This is a genomic window from Kitasatospora sp. NPDC040550 (genome assembly GCF_055594965.1).
The window spans coordinates 263,035-279,999 of the sequence record NZ_JBVIWC010000008.1; the positions used below are offsets into that span (position 1 = coordinate 263,035).

A 16,965-nucleotide genomic window follows, 5' to 3' on the forward strand; every position below is an offset into this window, starting at 1 on the left:
GTTCAGCCCGGGATGTTGTCGAACGGGGCGACCAGCAGCCGCAGCAGGCCGGCGAGTTCGCCCTGCTGGCCGGAGCTGAGCTGGGCCAGCAGGTCGCGCTCGTGGGCGAGCAGGCCGGCCAGGGCCTGGTCGGCGCGGTCGCGGCCGTCGTCGGTGAGCCGGACGAGCACGCCGCGCCGGTCGTCCGGGTCGGGCAGGCGCTTGACCAGGCCCTTGCCGGTGAGGCGGTCGATCCGGTTGGTCATGGTGCCGGAGGTGACCAGGGTCTGGGTGAGCAGCTGGCCGGGGGAGAGCTGGTACGGGGAGCCGGCCCGCCGCAGGGCGGTCAGGACGTCGAACTCCCAGGGCTCCAGCCCGTGCTCGGCGAAGGCGGTGCGGCGGGCGCGGTCGAGGTGGCGGGCGAGCCGGCTGACCCGGCTGAGCACCTCCAGCGGCTCCACGTCGAGGTCGGGGCGCTCCCGGCGCCACGCTGCGACCAGCCTGTCGACCTCGTCCTCCATGACGATCAGTGTATCGGTGGATGTGTCGATGTGAAGTCTCTTGACATCGAGAAATGTGCCAGCGAGGCTTTCGGAGATATCTTGATATCGAGATACCTGCGAGGTGAACCATGACCAGCCCCGTCTGGGACCCGGCGCAGTACCTGCGCTTCGCCGACGAACGCACCCGCCCGCTGCGCGAGCTGCTCGCCCGCGTCCCCGCCCTGCCGAACGAGCCCGCCCCGACCGTCCTCGACATCGGCTGCGGCCCCGGCAACTCCACCGCCGTCCTGCGCGAACGCTGGCCGAAGGCCCGGCTCACCGGCCTCGACAACTCCGCCCCGATGCTGGAGGCCGCCCGCACCGACGGCGAGCCCACCGCCGACTACCTGCTCGCCGACGCCCGCGACTACGACCCGGCCCCGGCCGCGCCCGACCTGATCGCCTCGAACGCGACCCTCCAGTGGGTGGACGGCCACCTGGCGGTGCTGGCGCGCTGGGCGGACACCCTGGGGCCCGGCGGGGTGGTCGCCGTCCAGGTGCCCGGCAACTTCGAGGCACCCAGCCACACCCTGCTCGCCGAACTGCGCCGCAGCGCCCGCTGGCGCGACGCCCTCGGCACCGACGCCGTCCGGGGCGGCGTCCACCCGCCCGAGCGGTACCTGGACGTCCTCGCCGGGGCCGGCTGCGCCGCCGACGTCTGGGAGACCACCTACCGCACCCTGCTGCCCGGGACGGACCCGGTGCTGGAGTGGGTCAAGGGCACCGCGCTGCGGCCCGTCCTCGGCCGGCTCGCCGACCCGGCCGACCGGGCCGCCTTCCTCGCCGAGTACGGGCGGCTGCTGCGCGAGGCCTACCCGGCCGGGCCGTACGGGACGGTCTTCCCGTTCCGGCGGATCTTCGCGGTCGGGGTCAGGCGGTAACCGGTGGCCGGTGGCCCGGGGTGCGGCGTTCGGACGGACGGACGGACGGTCAGGCCCGGCGGTCGCCGACCAGCCTCGGGTGCCGCTCCAGGCCCTCCAGCCCGTGCCAGGCCAGGTTCACCAGGTGCGCCGCCACCGTGGCCTTGTCCGGCTTGCGGACCTCCAGCCACCACTGGCCGGTCAGCGCCACCATCCCGACCAGCATCTGCGAGTACATCGGGGCCAGCCGGGCGTCGAAGCCCCGGGACTTGAACTCCAGGCCCAGGATGTCCTCGACCTGGGTGGCGATGTCGCTGATCAGCGAGGCGAAGGTGCCGGTCGACTGGGCCACCGGGGAGTCCCGGACCAGGATCCGGAAGCCGTCCGTCGAGGTGTCGATGTAGTCCATCAGCGCGAAGGCCGCCTGCTCCAGCAGCTCGCGCGAGTGCCCGCCGGTCAGCGCCCCGGTCACCATGTCCAGCAGCAGCTGCATCTCGCGGTCCACCACCACCGCGTAGAGCCCCTCCTTGCCCCCGAAGTGCTCGTACACCACGGGCTTCGACACCCCGGCGCGCTCGGCGATCTCCTCCACCGAGGTGCCGTCGTAGCCGCGCTCCGCGAAGACCGTCCGGCCGATCTCCAGCAGCTGCTCCCGGCGCTGCTTGCCGGTCATCCGAACCCGGCCGCCCCGGCGGCGCGGGGCCGGGGCGGCCGGGGACCGGTCGGCGGCGCCGTCCGGGGTCCGTTCGGCGCCGCCGTCGGAGGCCGCGCCCGGCGCCGCAGCGGCACGCGGACGGGCGGGCGCCGTTCCGGGCGCCGCGTCCGTCCGCGTGCTGTGGTGACCGCCTGTGCTGTCTGCGCTGCTCCCGTTCACCCCTACATCATGCTGGAAGCGCCGCCTCATGCGGCGCGGCGGGCGGCGATCCGCTCCGCGTCCGGCCAGCGGACGTCCCGGACCCAGCCGGCCAGCTCGAACCAGCGGATCAGCCGGGCCGAGGAGTCGATCTGTCCGCGCAGGACGCCGTGCCGGGCCGAGGTCGGGTCGGCGTGGTGCAGGTTGTGCCAGGACTCGCCGCAGGAGAGCACCGCGAGCCACCAGACGTTGCCGGAGCGGTCCCGGGAGCGGAACGGGCGCCGGCCGACGGCGTGGCAGATCGAGTTGATCGACCAGGTGACGTGGTGCAGCAGGGCGACCCGGACCAGCGACCCCCAGAAGAAGGCGGACAGCGCGCCCTCCCAGGACCGGCTCACCAGACCGCCGACCAGCGCGGGCAGCAGCAGCGAGATGGTGGTCCAGAGCCAGAACAGCCGGGAGATCCGCCGCAGCGCCGGGTCGCGGACGAGGTCCGGGGCGTACTTGAGCTGCGGGGTCTGCTCCTCGTCGAACATCCAGCCCATGTGGGCCCACCACAGACCCTTGATCAGGGCGGGGACGCTCTCCCCGTAGCGCCACGGCGAGTGCGGGTCGCCGTCCTTGTCGCTGAACCGGTGGTGCTTGCGGTGGTCGGCCACCCAGCGCACCAGCGGGCCCTCGACGGCGAGGCTGCCGACGACGGCGAGGGCCAGCCGCATCGGGCGGGGTGCCTTGAAGGCGCCGTGGGTGAAGTAGCGGTGGTAGCCGACGGTGATGCCGTGACAGGTGAGGAAGTACATGGCGACGGTGACCGCCACGTCGGTCCAGCCGAGCCCCCGGCCCCAGGCCACCGGTACGGCGGCGACCAGCGCGGCGAACGGCACGAGGATGAAGAGCGCGAGCGCGATCCGCTCGGCGGCCCCCTGCTTCTCGCCGCCGCGGGTGGCGGACAGCCGGGTCGCGGCGTCGGCGGAGGGATCGGGGGAGGGGTCGGGGAGCGCGGTGGCCCCCGCGCGCGCCTCGTCGGCCTGGATGGTCATGGGCGTCCCTTCGCGGCGTCCCGGAAGCGGGACAGAGCGGACCTACGTTGGCGTAACCTACGGCATCGTAGGTTGCGCTCCGTGTCCAGGGGAACACACCGCCGCGCGGCGCCCGAGTGAATTCACCCGACTGGATGGATGAACCCCGAGCCCCTCCCGTGCCCGGATCGGACGGGCCAGGAGGGTCGGCATTGGTGGTAGATGTGAAGCGCGCTACCCCGTAGTCTTGGCCCAGCGCGTCGCCGGGCCTCCGGCGGCGGAGCTCCGGTCCCGGATCGTCTAAGGGCAGGACAGCTGGTTTTGGTCCAGCTTATGGGGGTTCGAATCCTCCTCCGGGAGCACTGAGTACGGCCGCGGGCGGGCATGCGCGGGCCGGGCGTCTGGCGTTTCGGCTCCCCGCCCCGCACTATCCTCGAACTGCCAGAGCACATGTGCGGACCGCGTTCTGGCCTGCTCTGCCCTCTCTTTGAACCTAATGAGGAGCCTCCCCGCATGGGTGCCAATTCGCTTGCCGCCGTTGTCGTGCTCGCCGCCGGTGGTGGGACCCGGATGAAGTCGAACAAGGTGCCCAAGGTGCTGCACGAGGTGTGCGGGCGCTCGCTGGTCGGTCACGCGGTCTCGGCGGCCGGGGAACTGACGCCGGGGCAGCTCGTCGTGGTGGTCGGCCACCAGCGCGAGCAGGTCGAGGAGCACCTGGCGGCGCACTACCCGGCCGTGCGCCCGGTCGTGCAGGAGGAGCAGAACGGCACCGGCCACGCGGTCCGCACCGCGCTGGAGTCGCTGGCCGCCGACGGCGTGACGCTGGACGGCACCGTGATCGTCACCGCCGGGGACTCGCCGCTGCTCACCGGGGACACCCTGCGCCGGCTGGCCCGCTCGCACGAGGCCCAGCAGAACGGCGTCACCGTGCTGACCGCCGTCGTCCCCGAGCCCTTCGGCTACGGCCGGATCCTGCGCGACGAGGACGGCACCGTCGCCGCGATTGTCGAGGAGCGGGACGCCACCGACACCCAGCGCGCCATCGCCGAGATCAACTCGGGCGTGTTCGCCTTCGACGCCAAGCTGCTCACCGAGGCGCTGGCCGAGCTGACCACGGACAACTCGCAGGGCGAGGAGTACCTGACCGACACCCTGGAGATCCTGCGCGAGGCCGGGCACCGGGTCGGCGCCGTGGTCGCCGAGGACCACCGGGACATCCTGGGCATCAACGACCGGGTCCAGCTGGCGCAGGCCCGCCGGCTGCTGAACGACCGCCTGCTGGAGCGGGCGATGCGCGCGGGCGTCACCGTGGTCGACCCGGCCAGCACCTGGATGGACGTCCAGGTGACGTACGAGCCGGACGCCGTGGTGCTGCCGAACACCCAGCTGCAGGGCGCGACCCACCTGGGCGAGGACTGCGAGGTGGGCCCGAACTCCACCCTCCGGGACACCCTGGTCGGCGCCGGCGCCCGTGTGAGCAACACCACGGCCGACCGTGCCGAGATCGGCGAGCTGGCCTCCACCGGCCCGTACGCCTACCTGCGGCCGGGGGCGAAGCTGGCCCGCAAGGCGAAGGTCGGCACCTACGTCGAGGTCAAGAACTCCGAGCTGGGCGAGGGTGCCAAGGTGCCGCACCTCTCCTACATCGGCGACGCCACGATCGGCGAGGGCAGCAACGTCGGCGCGGCCTCGGTCACCGTGAACTACGACGGGGTCAAGAAGCACCGCACCGTCATCGGGGCGCATTGCCGCACCGGCTCGGACAACATGTTCATCGCCCCGGTGACCGTCGGTGACGGCGCTTACACCGGCGCGGGCTCGGTGATCACCACCGACGTTCCGCCCGGCGCACTCGGCGTGAACCGCGCGCAGCAGCGCAACATCGAGGGCTGGGTGGAGCGCAAGCGCCCGGGCACGGCGTCCGCGCAGGCCGCGCAGGCCGCGACCGACGGCGCGGCCGAGGCCTGACGCGCCCACCGGGGACCGGTCGGCCGGTCCCCGGGGCGGACGGTTTCTGCGCGGGCGCGTAACCTGGGGGACATACGTGCGCCACTGGGCTTACCGCCTGTGTCCAGGCGTACCGACAATTCCCCGATCCCCTCGTGAGTGCGGGCTGCGCCTGCCCTCCTCGGGAGCGGGGTTCAGCGTCCGCAACGCGAGGAGACGGTGCAGTGAGCGGGATCACGACGTCGGGTGAGAAGAAGCTCAAGCTCTTCTCCGGCCGTGCCCACCCGGAGCTGGCGAAGGAGGTTGCCGAGGCGCTGGGGACCGAGCTGGTCCCGACCAAGGCCTTCGACTTCGCCAACGGCGAGATCTACGTCCGCTTCCTGGAGTCGGCGCGTGGCGCGGACTGCTTCGTGATGCAGAGCCACGCGGCTCCCATCAACCAGTGGATCATGGAACAGCTGATCATGATCGATGCTCTCAAGCGGGCCTCCGCCAAGAGCATCACCGCGATCCTGCCGTTCTACGGGTACGCCCGCCAGGACAAGAAGCACCTCGGCCGCGAGCCCATCTCGGCCCGCCTGATCGCCGACCTGCTGCGCCAGGCCGGCGCCGACCGCCTGATGGCCGTGGACCTGCACACCGCGCAGATCCAGGGCTTCTTCGACGGCCCGGTGGACCACCTGTTCGCGCTGCCGCTGCTGGTCGACTACATCGGCGAGAAGGTGGACCGCTCCAAGCTGACCGTCGTCTCGCCGGACGCCGGCCGGGTCAAGGTGGCCGACCAGTGGTGCGACCGACTGGACGCCCCGCTGGCGATCATCCACAAGCGCCGCGACACCACCCAGGCCAACACCATCCTGTCGGCCGACGTCGTCGGTGACGTCAAGGGCCGGGTCTGCGTCCTGGTCGACGACATGATCGACACCGCCGGCACGATCTGCGCCGCCGCCGACGCGCTGTTCGAGAACGGCGCCGCGGACGTCGTGGTGGCCGCCACCCACGGCGTGCTCTCCGGCCCGGCCGCGGACCGGCTCAAGAACTCGCGGGTCAGCGAGTTCGTGTTCACCAACACGCTGCCCACCCCGGCCGAGCTCCAGCTGGACAAGATCACCACGCTGTCCATCGCCCCGTCGATCGCCGCCGCGATCCGCGAGGTCTTCGAGGAGGGCTCGGTCACCAGCCTCTTCGAGGGCGTGCACTGACGAAGTCCCGCGCGGGCGGCCCCGGACCACCCCGGTCCGGGGCCGCCGCCGGTTCGGGCGGGGGTGCCGGCCGAGGGCCCGATTTCGCCGGAGCGGGCCGGTGCGGTTAGACTCGTGAAACTGCTCGGCGAGGGATGTCGTGTGCCCGCTCGACGGACACCGACTCCGTGATCGACGCGCTGCCGGTAGCGGATTCCGTCCGCCGGCAGAAGTCGTTGCCGCCGAGTGACCCCCGAACGTACTGAGGGTGTGGTCCCGGCGGTTTTTCGCGTTGCCTGCACCCCCGCGCCATTCTTCACGAGGAGTGCAGTCGTGTCCGAGATCCGCCTTGCCGCTGAGACCCGTACCGAGTTCGGCAAGGGTGCCGCCCGTCGCGCCCGCCGCGCCGGCTTCGTCCCCGGTGTCGTCTACGGCCACGGCCACACCCCGGTTCACCTGAACCTGCCCAGCCACGACCTGATGATGGCCCTCAAGACCCCGAACGCCCTGCTGGTCGTTCCGATCGAGGGCAAGGACGAGTACGTCCTGCCGAAGGCCGTCCAGCGCGAGGCCATCAAGCGCACCATCGAGCACGTCGACCTGCTGCTGGTCAAGCGTGGCGAGAAGGTCACCGTCGAGATCCCGGTCCACACCGAGGGCGAGCTGGCCCCCGGCGGCAACCTGCTGGAGCACGTCCTGCAGGCCCTGCCGATCGAGGCCGAGGCCACCCACCTGCCCGAGGCCGTCACCGTCTCGGTCGAGGGCCTGGAGGCCGGTGCCTCGATCACCGCCGGCGACATCGAGCTGCCCAAGGGCACCACGCTGGCCGTCACGGCCGACACCGTCGTGCTGCAGGTCATCGGCGCCCAGGCCTCGCAGGCCGACGCCGACGCCGAGGCCGCCGAGGCCGGCGCCGAGGCCTGAGCCTCGCACCGCCAGTTGAGACCGCTGCCCCGGTCGCTCCCGCAGGAGCGCCCGGGGCAGCGGTGTGTCCGGGATGATGGCGACGAGCGCGCAGACGAGGAGTGAGAGCGGCATGGCGGAGGAGTACGACGGGCCCTGGCTCGTGGTGGGGCTGGGCAACCCGGGCGAGCAGTACGCCCGGAACCGGCACAACATCGGTTTCATGGTGGTCGACCTGCTGGCGCAGCGGATGGGCGCCAAGTTCAAGGCGCACAAGAGCCGGGCCCAGGTGGCCGAGGGGCGGTTGGCGGGCAAGCGGGTGGTGCTCGCCAAGCCGATGTCCTTCATGAACCTCTCCGGCGGGCCGGTGACGGCGCTGCGGGACTTCTACAAGGTGCCCGCCTCGGCGCTGATCGCCGTCCACGACGAGCTGGACGTCGACTACGCGGCGCTGCGGCTCAAGCTGGGCGGCGGGGACAACGGCCACAACGGGTTGAAGTCGATCACCAAGTCGCTGGGCCCGGACTACCACCGGGTGCGCTGCGGGATCGGCCGGCCGCCGGGTCGGATGGAGGTCGCCGACTTCGTGTTGAAGGACTTCTCCTCGACCGAGCGCAAGGAGCTGGAGTGGTTCGTGGACCGCTCGGCCGACGCGGTGGAGGCGCTGCTGTCCGAGGGGCTGGAGCGGGCGCAGGGCACGTACAACTCCTGAACCGGGCGGTGATTGACGTGACGTCATGTGCACGGTGTGCCGGGTACACAACAGTCGTACAACGCTTGCCCGGCAAACCTGAATCCATGTGAGAACCCTGTGCGGGATCGGATAGCGTCGGCCTGGTACGCGAACGGGTCCTGGGGAGTTCTCGATGCGGAGATTGCGTCCGGTCCGCCGACTTCGGCGGCTCCGGGTGGTCCGGCTCAAGCAGTTCGGACGACGGGTCGGCACCGCCGGTGCCCTGGGGGCGGCCGGGATGCTGCTGTCCAGCGGCGCGGTGGCGCACGCCGATCCGGTGGCCGAGCCCGATCCGGCGATCACGCCGGAGCCCGCAGCGGCCCAGTTCGGTCCGGTGCTCGGCGAGTCGGTCGGCCCCGACGCGGGGCTGCTGGCGGTCGGCGGCGGCCTGGTGGTCGCGGCCGGCGGGGCGGCCCTGTGGCTCAAGCGCCGGCGCGCGGGCGAGCCCGCGGAGTAGCAACGCGCGGTGAGGGGCCGGTGTCCACGCAAGTGGGCGCCGGCCCCTCCTGCGTCCTCCCGCCGTGGCCGCCACCACCGGGACGGCACGGGGCCCTTGCCCGTCCGGGGGACGGGCAAGGGCCCCTTTCGTCGCGTTCGGCCGGCCGTCAGCCGGTGTTGCGCAGGCCGGCCGCGATGCCGTTCACGGTGAGCAGCAGCGCGCGGGCGCGCAGCGGGTCCTCCGGGCGGCCGGTCGCGACCTCCTCGCGCTGGCGGCGCAGCAGCGCGACCTGGAGGTAGGAGATCGGGTCGAGGTAGGCGTCCCGGACGGTGAAGGTCTGCTTCAACACCGGGTTGTGCTCCAGCAGTTCGTTCTCGCCGGTGAGCCGCAGCACCTCGCGCAGGGTGAGGTCGTGCTCGGCGACGATCTGGTCGAAGATGTGCCGCAGCTCGCCGGGCACCAGCTGCTCGACGTAGTGCCGGGCGATCCGCAGGTCGGTCTTGGCCAGCGTCATGGCGACGTTGGACAGGAAGTTGCGGAAGAAGTGCCACTGGCCGTACATCTCGTCCAGCACGTCGCCGAGGCCGGCCGCGCGGGCGGCGGCGAGGCCGGAGCCGACGCCGTACCAGCCGGGGACGATCTGGCGGGACTGGGTCCAGCCGAACACCCACGGGATGGCCCGCAGGCCGTCCAGGCCGGCGCCGGAGTCGGGGCGGCGGGACGGGCGGGAGCCCAGGTGCAGCGAGGCGAGCTGGTCGACCGGGGTGGAGGCGAAGAAGTACTTCGGCAGGTCCTCCTGGTCGACCAGGGCGCGGTAGGAGGTGTGGGCGGCCTCGGAGACCCGGTCCATCGCGGCGTCCCAGCGGGCCAGTTCCTCGGGGGCCTGGCGCGGGGCCGTGTGCAGCGCGGAGGCGGCGAGGGTGGCGGAGATGGTCAGCTCCAGGTTCTCCCGGGCGAGGGAGGGGAGCAGGTACTTGTCGGAGATGACCTCGCCCTGCTCGGTGACCTTGATCTCGCCCTCCAGGGTGCCCCAGGGCTGGGCCAGGATGGCCTCGTGGGAGGGGCCGCCGCCGCGGCCGACGGTGCCGCCGCGGCCGTGGAAGAGGCGCAGCCGGATGCCGTAGCGGTGGGCGACGTCGCGCAGTCGGCGCTGGGCGCGGTGGATCTCCCACTGGGAGGTGGTGATGCCGCCGAACTTGGAGGAGTCGGAGTAGCCGAGCATGACCTCCTGGATGTCGCCGCGCAGCGAGACGAGCAGCCGGTAGGAGGGGTCGGAGAGCATCTCGTCGAGGATGCGGTCGGCCTGCTGGAGTTCGTCGGTGGTCTCCAGCAGCGGCACGATGCCGATCGTGGCGATCCCGGCGTGCAGGTCGATCAGGCCGGCCTCGCGGGCCAGCACGGTGGCGGCGAAGACGTCGTCGGCGCCCTGGCACATCGAGATGATGTAGCTCTCGACGATCTCGTCGCCGAAGCGCTCGAAGCCCTGGCGGATGGTGTTGAAGACGCCGAGGGTCTTGGTGCCGGCCTCGTCCAGCGGGGCCGGGGTGGGGGCCAGCGGGCGGCGCGAGCGGAGCTCCTTGGCGAGCAGCTTCTGCCGGTACTCGCGGGGCATGTCGGCGTAGCGCCAGGCCTCCTCGCCGAGCCGGTCGAAGAGCTGGCCGAGGGCGTGGTGGTGGGCCTCGGCGTGCTCGCGGACGTCCATGGTGGCCAGCTGGAGGCCGAAGGCCTCGATGGTGCGGATGGCGCGGGCCAGTCGGCCGTCGGCGATCAGCTCGCCGCGGTGGGCGCGCAGGGACTCCTGGATCAGCCGCAGGTCGGCGACGAGTTCGCGGGTGCCGACGTAGTCGCGGCCCTCGACGTGCGGGGTGCCGCCGGCCAGGCGCTCGCGGGTGTTCTCCAGCTTGAGCCGGATGCAGGTGGCCTTGAGGCGGTAGGGCTCCTCGGCGTTCATCCGCTTGTAGCGGGGGCTGAGTTCGGGGAGCCGGTGCAGGTCGGTGTTGAGCGAGGCGAGCAGTTCGACCGAGGCGCCGGCCAGCCGCTCGGAGGTGGAGAGGGTGTTGCGCAGGTCGTCGATCGCGGCGAGGGCGTCCTGGATGCCGTACTCGTGCTGGAGGTTGAGGACGTCCCAGGTGACCTGCGGGGTGACGTTGGGGTTGCCGTCGCGGTCGCCGCCGATCCAGGTGCCGAAGGTGAGCGGGCGCACGCCGTCGGGCAGGGCGAGGCCGACCCGGGCGAGCTCCTCGTGCAGCTCCTCCAGCACCTCGGGGACGGCCTCGCGGTAGAGCTCGTCCAGGTAGTAGACGGCGTTGCGGGCCTCGTCGGTGGGCTCGGGGCGGGCGATGCGCAGTTCGTCGGTCTGCCAGAGCAGGTCGATGACCTCGGCGAGGCGGCGGTCGGCGGAGCGCTTGGCGCTGCTGGTGCGGGCCGGGTCGGCGGCGGCCAGGCCGTTGCTGAGCTCCTCGCGGTGGATCCGGTCGAGGAGTTCGCCGATCCGGCGCAGCTTGTTGAGCACGCTGCGGCGGGCGGCCTCGGTGGGGTGGGCGGTGAAGACCGGGCGGACCGCGAGGTGGGCCAGGGTGTCCTGGAGGTGCTTGGGGTCGGCCTCGGCGAGCTGGTCGGCGGTCTGGGCCAGCAGCGAGCCCTCGCGGGCGCGGCGGGTGGCGAACTCCCGGCCGCGGTGCACCTGCTCGGTGACGTTGGCGAGGTGGAAGTAGGTGGAGAAGGCGCGGACCAGCTTGGCGGCCGTGTCCAGGTCGATGTCGGAGAGGAGTTCGGCGGTGGCCTCGCCGTCGGTGCGGCTGAGCAGGCGGACCTGTTCGACCAGGCCCAGCAGCTGGGGGCCCTCCTGGCGGACCAGCGTCTCGCCGAGCAGGTCGCCGAGGCGGCGGATGTCCGCGCGCAGGGCAGAGTTGTCTGCGGCTGCGCCGGCGGCGAGAACGGTGGGGCTGTCCGCCGGGGTGGGGACCGGAGCGGTCACGGCTGGCTCCCTCTGGTGGTGGGGTTCGGCAACGGCTCATCGTCACAGGTCCACGCGCAGTGTGGCGGGTGTGACGCGTGCGGACCGCGCTGTCCGACGCGACCAGCATAGGTGTCGGGGCGGTCGGTGTCCGCGAGGTGGCCGGATGGCGGACAGGGCTGCCGAAAACCACCTGTGGTCTGGACCACTTGAGGGGGGCCGGGGGTGTACCGGGCGCTCCGGGTGGGGAAGGGGAGGGGTTGCCGCGCGAGCCGTCGGACACGGCTTAACCTGTCACGCATGAGCAAGTCGCCTGGGGAGCGCGTGCCGGTCCGGTCGTTCTGGTGGTGGAAGCGGCGGCGCAGCGCCCTCCTCGACATCGGGTTGGCGCTGCTCGCCGCGGTCGAGTGCTCGGCCAGCACGATCGCCTTCCTCTCCGCCCGGATGCACGTGAGCGTCCTCGGAGCGGTCGGGATCGCCCTGCTCGGCACGCTGGCCGGCGGTTCGCTGGTGGTGCGCCGGCGGTGGCCGGCCGTGCCGGTGGTGGCGACCCTGCTGGTGCTGCCCGGGATGCTGGGCGTGCTGCTGCTGGTGGTGTCGCTGTACACGCTGGCGGAGACCTGGGAGTGGCCCTCGCGGCGCCGCCGGGTGGTGGCGCTGTCCGGGCTGGCCTTCGCCGAGGCGAGCGCCGTGATGGCGCTCCAGCTGATGACCCCGGACGACTCGGTGGCGGCGGAGCGGACGCCGCTGTGGGGCCTGGTCGTGCTGTCGCTGCTGGTCGCGGTCGGACTGACCGTCGCCCCGGTGGTGACCGGACTGTACGTGGGGGCGCGGCGGCGGCTGATCGAGTCGCTCAAGGACCGCGCGCACGGCCTGGAGACCGAGCTGGACCTGCTGGCCGAGCAGGCCCAGGAGCGCGCCCGCCGGGCCCGGTTGGAGGAGCGCACCCGGATCGCCCGGGAGATGCACGACGTGGTCGCCCACCGGGTCTCGCTGATGGTGGTGCACTCCGGGGCGCTGGAGCGAATAGCCGTCAAGGACCCGGAGAAGGCCGCGCAGAGCGCCAGGCTGATGGGCGAGGTGGGGCGGCAGGCGCTGAACGAGCTGCGCGAGATCCTCGGCGTGCTGCGGATGGACGACGAGCGACCCCAGGAGCCGGACTCGCTGGCCGGGCTGCCCCGGCTGGTCGACCAGTCCCGGGCGGCCGGGATGGCGGTGACGCTGACCGTCAGCGGCAGCCGGCAGGAGTTCACCGGCGAGGCCGAGCAGACCGCCTACCGGGTCGTCCAGGAGGGGCTGACCAACGCCCACAAGCACGCGGGCGGGGCGCAGGTGTCGGTGCTGCTGGCGTACGCGCCGAACGGGGTGCGGGTCAGCGTGGTGAACGCCTGCCCGGGCGGGGAGCGGGGGGCGGCCCAGCTGCCCAGCGGGGGCAACGGGCTGGTCGGGATGCGGGAGCGGGTGATCGCGCTGGGCGGCACCTTCTCCTCCGGGCCGGAGGCGGACGGCGGCTTCCGGGTCGAGGCGGTGCTGCCCTCCCGGCTGGCCGTCCGCGGGGACCGGCTCGGCCGGCCGGGCGCCGCGCGGCCCGGCGCGGACGGACCCTAGGGCCGTGTCTGACAATCCCTAGCCCGGCGAGGACGGACCCCGGCCCCGCGAGGACGGACCCCGGCCCCGCGAGCGGCTGCTCCTAGCCGTACGCGCGGTCGTACTCCTCGGCGGTGCGCAGCCGTTCGGGGGCGGTGCCCAGGACCAGGGTGCTGATCGCCTGGTCGATGCCGTGGCCGAGGAACCACTCGCCGGTGTGGTCCAGGCTGTAGACCCGGGCCTCCTCGTCGACGGCCAGCAGCGCCTGCCCGTACGCCTCCTCGCCGAGCGGGGCGAGCCGGCTGCCCAGGGCCCGGCCGAGGTCGAACAGGGTGCGCGGCTGGTGCAGCCCGCACATCGGGTCGATCAGGAACGGGGTGCGGGCCAACTGGCGGCCGGGGCCGGCGAGGTCGAAGGCGAGGCCGCCGAACTCGGCCCAGGCCTCCACGGCCGCCGGGAACACCGCGTGCGGGACGCCGCCAAGGCCGCCGTGCCCGACCAGGGCGTCGGCCCACTCCTCGGCCTGCCGGATCTGCCAGCGGCCGGGGTGCCAGCCGGCCGCCTTGAGTTCGGCGGCGACGTCGGCGGGGAAGCGCGGACGGGTCCGCCCGGTGGGGCCGGCCGGGGGCGGGGTGCCCGGGGCGAGGGTGGCCGGCGGGGGCGGGGGCGGGCTGGGCGGATTCAGGGCGTGCTCCGGGGCTCGGGGACAGGGGGCGTACGAGGGGCGTACGGGAGGCGGGCGGGCGTGGGCGTCCGGCGTGCGGACGCTCAGCGCGCCGGCGGCCCGACGGCGACGCTCAACACCGTGAAGTGCTCCAGCATCGGTGCGCAGGAGCGGCACGGCGGGGCGTGGGTGCCGTGCGCCGGGTCGTCCTCCTCGCGGATCCGGAGGGTCGTCATCCGGGAGCCCTTGAGCGCCTTGCGGGCTTCGTGCAGGCTCATCGGCTTGCGGGCGGCGCGCTTGGAGCGCTTCCCGTCGACCGTGGTCAGGTACTGGGAGAGCAGGACGGCCTCCGGGCAGCGGCCGGTGAACCGTTCGCGGGCCTCGACCGGCAGGGTGTCCAGGAACTCGCCGACCAGCGGGTGCAGGACCGGGCGCCGGTCGTCCTTGTCGCCCGCCAGGGTGTGCACCTCGCCGCCCTTGAGCGACAGCGCGGCGGCGACGGCGGGCAGCAGGCTGTCGCGGTGGTGGCGCAGCACGGGCGGGCCCGCCGGCTCACCGGTGGTCATGCGGTGTCCTCCTCCTCGTTCCTGGCGGTCCGGTTCCCGTTGGCTCCGGTCGGTCCCGGGGCAAGCCTGTCATTCGGCACCGACAACCGCACAACCGGGGTGCGGGGCGGACCGAACACCCGTGCGGCCACCGGCCGGTCGGGCGCCCGTCCCACCCGCATCCTGGCCGCCCACCGGCCGGAACCGCACACCGTCGTCATGACTTGTCCGCCGATCTACCGAAACCGCCCCCCGGCCCGGGCCCCGCCCGGTACGGTTCCGGCAGCGAGCCCGGGACGGCCCGGGCCCGGCCGTGCGGACACGGACGGGCCGGGCCGACTCCGGTGCCCGCGCCGGACGTTGAGGCCGCCGGGGCGGGCGCCGTCGCGCCCCGGCGCCGGAGCCAGGGAGGGTCCCCGCCGGACCCTCCATTGAGGGGGCCCGAGCGATGACGTCGAAGCAGTGGAGCGACGGGACGGCCAACCAGGCGCCCGGCGGCCACGTGCCCACCCCGGGCGAGCCGCCCCGGCCGGCGCCGGAACAGCCGGTCGGCCTCGCGGTGGTCGGGGCCGGCTACTGGGGGCCGAAGCTGGTCCGCAACGCCCAGCACACCCCGGCGCTGCGGCTGCACTGGCTGTGCGACCTGGACGAGGCCAAGGCCCGCGCCGTACTGGGGGAGTACAGCACCGTCGGGGCGACCGGCCGGTACGAGCGGGTGCTGGCGGACGAACGGGTCGACGCCGTCGCGGTGGCCACCCCGGCGGGCGCCCACTACCCGCTGGTGCGGGCCGCGCTGGAGGCGGGCAAGCACGTGCTGGTGGAGAAGCCGATCACCACCTCCTCCGCCGAGGCCGCCGAACTGGTCGAACTGGCCGAGGCCGCCGGGCTGGTGCTGATGTGCGACCACACCTTCTGCTACACCCCGGTGGTCCGCCGGATCCGCGAGCTGGTGCACGGCGGGGAGATCGGGGACGTCCAGTTCTTCGACTCGGTGCGGATCAACCTCGGCCTGGTCCAGCCGGACGTCGACGTGCTGTGGGACCTCGCCCCGCACGACCTGTCCGTCCTGGACTTCGTCCTGCCGCCCGGGGTCGTGCCGGTCGGCGTCTCCGCCCAGGGCGCCGACCCGATCGGCGCCGGCCGGGCCTGCGTCGCCTACCTGACGGTGCGGCTCAGCAACGGCGCGCTGGCGCACTGCCACGTCAACTGGCTCTCCCCGACGAAGGTCCGCACCACCCTGATCGGCGGCTCCCGGCGTACCCTGGTCTGGGACGACCTCAACCCCCAGGCCCGGCTGGCCGTGCACGACCGCGGGGTCGACCTCACCCCGCCCGACCAGCTCACCGACGCCATCCGGCACCGGGCGCTGATCTCCTACCGGGTCGGCGAGATGGTCGCGCCCGCGCTGGTCGAACAGGAGGCGCTGCGCAACGTGATGGCCGAGTTCGCGGCCGCCGTCGTCGAGGGCCGGGCCCCGCTCACCGACGGGCGGGCCGGGGTGCGGGTGCTGGAACTGCTGGAGGCGGCCTCGCTCAGCCTCGAACTCGGCGGCGTCACCGTACCGGTGGGGGCCGGGGACCGGGCGGCGGTGCGGTGACCGGCGCGACGGGCGGCGCTCCGGTGCCGGGGACGGTCCCGCTGGTCGACCTGGCCGCCGCGCACGCCGAGGTCGAGGCCGAGGTACGGGCCGGCTTCGACCGGGTGCTGGCGAGCGGCGCCTTCGTCAAGGGCCCCGAAGTGGCCGCCTTCGAGCGGGAGTACGCCGCCTTCGCGGGCGTCCGGCACTGCGTGGGCGCCGCCAACGGCACCGACGCCCTGGAACTGGCCCTGCGCGCCCTGGACCTGCGGCCCGGCGGCGGAGTGGTGCTGCCCGCCAACACCTTCGTCGCCACCGCCGAGGCGGTGCGGCGGGCCGGACTGCGCCCGGTGCCGGTCGACGTCGACCCGGAGCACCTGCTGATCGACCCGGAGCGGGTCGCCGCCGCGCTGCCCGGGGCGGTGGCGCTGCTGCCCGTCCACCTGTTCGGCCAGTGCGCGCCGGTGGAGGTGCTGCTGGAACTCGCCGACGGCCGCCCGGTGGTGGTGGACGCGGCCCAGTCCCAGGGCGCCCGGCGGCACGGGCGCGGCGCCCACGGGCGGATCGCGGCGACCAGCTTCTACCCGGGCAAGAACCTCGGCGGCTACGGCGACGCCGGTGCGGTGCTCACCGACGACGACGAACTCGCCGCCGCCGTACGGCTGATCGGCGACCACGGCGCCCGCGACAAGTACGTGCACGAGCGGTTCGGCTTCAACTCCCGGATGGACGCCCTGCAGGCCGTCGTGCTGCGGGCCAAGCTGCGCCGGCTGCCCGACTGGAACGCCGCCCGCCGCGCCGCCGCCGCCCGCTACGACCGGCTGCTCGACGGGCTGCCCGGCGTCACCCCGCCGGCCACCGCGCCGGGCAACGTCCACGCCCGCCACCTCTACCCGGTGCGGATCGCCCGCGGCCGCGACGCGGTGCTCGCCGCACTGCACGGGGCCGGCATCGGCGCCGGGGTGCACTACCCCGTCCCGGTGCACCTGCAGCCCGCGTTCCGCCCGCTCGGGTACCGCGCGGGCGCCTTCCCGGTCGCCGAACGGGCGGCCGGCGAACTGCTCAGCCTGCCGCTGCACCCGCACCTCACGCAGGCCCAGCAGGTACGGGTCGTGGAGGTGTTGGGGCGGGCCCTGGGTGCGGGGGGTCGGCCGGGCGGGTGACCCAATAGGCTGGTGCCG

The 16,965-nt window shown here is 73.6% G+C and carries 15 protein-coding genes and 1 tRNA gene; 10 read left to right on the forward strand and 6 right to left on the reverse strand.

Going from position 1 to position 16,965, the window contains the following annotated elements; all coding sequences use genetic code 11:
• Nucleotides 1–2: 2 nt before the first annotated feature.
• Nucleotides 3–500, reverse strand: a complete 498-nt coding sequence (locus ACZ58X_RS15090; RefSeq protein ID WP_470334087.1) for a MarR family winged helix-turn-helix transcriptional regulator — start codon at nt 498–500, stop codon at nt 3–5.
• Nucleotides 501–610: 110 nt separating this feature from the next.
• Here ACZ58X_RS15090 and ACZ58X_RS15095 point away from each other — a divergent pair, with 110 nt between their 5' ends.
• The gene (locus ACZ58X_RS15095; protein ID WP_470334088.1) at nt 611–1,402 is read left to right on the forward strand and encodes a methyltransferase domain-containing protein; all 792 of its coding nucleotides are present in this window, start codon (nt 611–613) and stop codon (nt 1,400–1,402) included.
• Between the two features lie 49 nt (nt 1,403–1,451).
• Here the strand turns inward: ACZ58X_RS15095 and ACZ58X_RS15100 are convergent, their stop codons facing one another.
• The gene (locus ACZ58X_RS15100) at nt 1,452–2,054 is read right to left on the reverse strand and encodes a TetR/AcrR family transcriptional regulator (RefSeq protein WP_223886267.1); all 603 of its coding nucleotides are present in this window, start codon (nt 2,052–2,054) and stop codon (nt 1,452–1,454) included.
• Between the two features lie 227 nt (nt 2,055–2,281).
• Nucleotides 2,282–3,274, reverse strand: a complete 993-nt coding sequence (locus ACZ58X_RS15105; RefSeq protein ID WP_470334089.1) for an acyl-CoA desaturase — start codon at nt 3,272–3,274, stop codon at nt 2,282–2,284.
• Between the two features lie 268 nt (nt 3,275–3,542).
• Here ACZ58X_RS15105 and ACZ58X_RS15110 point away from each other — a divergent pair.
• The 6 genes from ACZ58X_RS15110 to ACZ58X_RS15135 all read left to right on the forward strand — a co-directional run bounded on the left by ACZ58X_RS15110 (nt 3,543) and on the right by ACZ58X_RS15135 (nt 8,474).
• Nucleotides 3,543–3,613, forward strand: a tRNA-Gln gene (locus tag ACZ58X_RS15110).
• A gap of 153 nt (nt 3,614–3,766) precedes the next feature.
• Entirely contained in the window at nt 3,767–5,221 is a 1,455-nt protein-coding gene (glmU, locus tag ACZ58X_RS15115; protein WP_470334090.1) for a bifunctional UDP-N-acetylglucosamine diphosphorylase/glucosamine-1-phosphate N-acetyltransferase GlmU, read from the forward strand.
• A gap of 203 nt (nt 5,222–5,424) precedes the next feature.
• On the forward strand, nt 5,425–6,402 hold the full coding sequence (locus tag ACZ58X_RS15120; protein WP_360231153.1) for a ribose-phosphate diphosphokinase: 978 nt from the start codon (nt 5,425–5,427) through the stop codon (nt 6,400–6,402).
• Between the two features lie 312 nt (nt 6,403–6,714).
• On the forward strand, nt 6,715–7,305 hold the full coding sequence (locus ACZ58X_RS15125) for a 50S ribosomal protein L25/general stress protein Ctc (protein ID WP_470334091.1): 591 nt from the start codon (nt 6,715–6,717) through the stop codon (nt 7,303–7,305).
• A gap of 112 nt (nt 7,306–7,417) precedes the next feature.
• On the forward strand, nt 7,418–7,996 hold the full coding sequence (gene pth, locus ACZ58X_RS15130; RefSeq protein WP_355670028.1) for an aminoacyl-tRNA hydrolase: 579 nt from the start codon (nt 7,418–7,420) through the stop codon (nt 7,994–7,996).
• Between the two features lie 154 nt (nt 7,997–8,150).
• The gene (locus tag ACZ58X_RS15135; protein ID WP_470334092.1) at nt 8,151–8,474 is read left to right on the forward strand and encodes a hypothetical protein; all 324 of its coding nucleotides are present in this window, start codon (nt 8,151–8,153) and stop codon (nt 8,472–8,474) included.
• Between the two features lie 148 nt (nt 8,475–8,622).
• On the opposite strand, the gene ppc is transcribed toward ACZ58X_RS15135, so the two are convergent.
• Nucleotides 8,623–11,358, reverse strand: coding sequence for a phosphoenolpyruvate carboxylase (gene ppc / locus ACZ58X_RS15140; protein WP_470334117.1), 2,736 nt, complete (start codon nt 11,356–11,358; stop codon nt 8,623–8,625).
• A gap of 354 nt (nt 11,359–11,712) precedes the next feature.
• On the opposite strand from ppc, the gene ACZ58X_RS15145 reads away from it, so the two are divergent.
• Nucleotides 11,713–13,020 carry a sensor histidine kinase gene (locus ACZ58X_RS15145; protein ID WP_470334093.1) on the forward strand — a complete coding sequence of 436 codons (1,308 nt, stop codon included), beginning with the start codon at nt 11,713–11,715 and terminating at the stop codon, nt 13,018–13,020.
• 82 nt (nt 13,021–13,102) lie between these two features.
• Here the strand turns inward: ACZ58X_RS15145 and ACZ58X_RS15150 are convergent, their stop codons facing one another.
• A complete protein-coding gene (locus tag ACZ58X_RS15150) occupies nt 13,103–13,684 on the reverse strand; it encodes an SUKH-3 domain-containing protein (RefSeq protein WP_470334118.1) in 582 nt (193 codons plus the stop codon).
• 83 nt (nt 13,685–13,767) lie between these two features.
• Complete coding sequence (locus ACZ58X_RS15155) at nt 13,768–14,229, reverse strand: YwqJ-related putative deaminase (RefSeq protein WP_470334094.1); 462 nt, start codon at nt 14,227–14,229, stop codon at nt 13,768–13,770.
• 427 nt (nt 14,230–14,656) lie between these two features.
• Here ACZ58X_RS15155 and ACZ58X_RS15160 point away from each other — a divergent pair, with 427 nt between their 5' ends.
• Nucleotides 14,657–15,805, forward strand: a complete 1,149-nt coding sequence (locus ACZ58X_RS15160; protein WP_470334095.1) for a Gfo/Idh/MocA family protein — start codon at nt 14,657–14,659, stop codon at nt 15,803–15,805.
• Nucleotides 15,802–16,947: a DegT/DnrJ/EryC1/StrS family aminotransferase gene (locus ACZ58X_RS15165; RefSeq protein WP_470334096.1), complete on the forward strand. Its 1,146-nt coding sequence runs from the start codon at nt 15,802–15,804 to the stop codon at nt 16,945–16,947. The genes ACZ58X_RS15160 and ACZ58X_RS15165 overlap by 4 nt, the downstream gene beginning before the upstream one ends.
• Nucleotides 16,948–16,965: the final 18 nt, after the last annotated feature.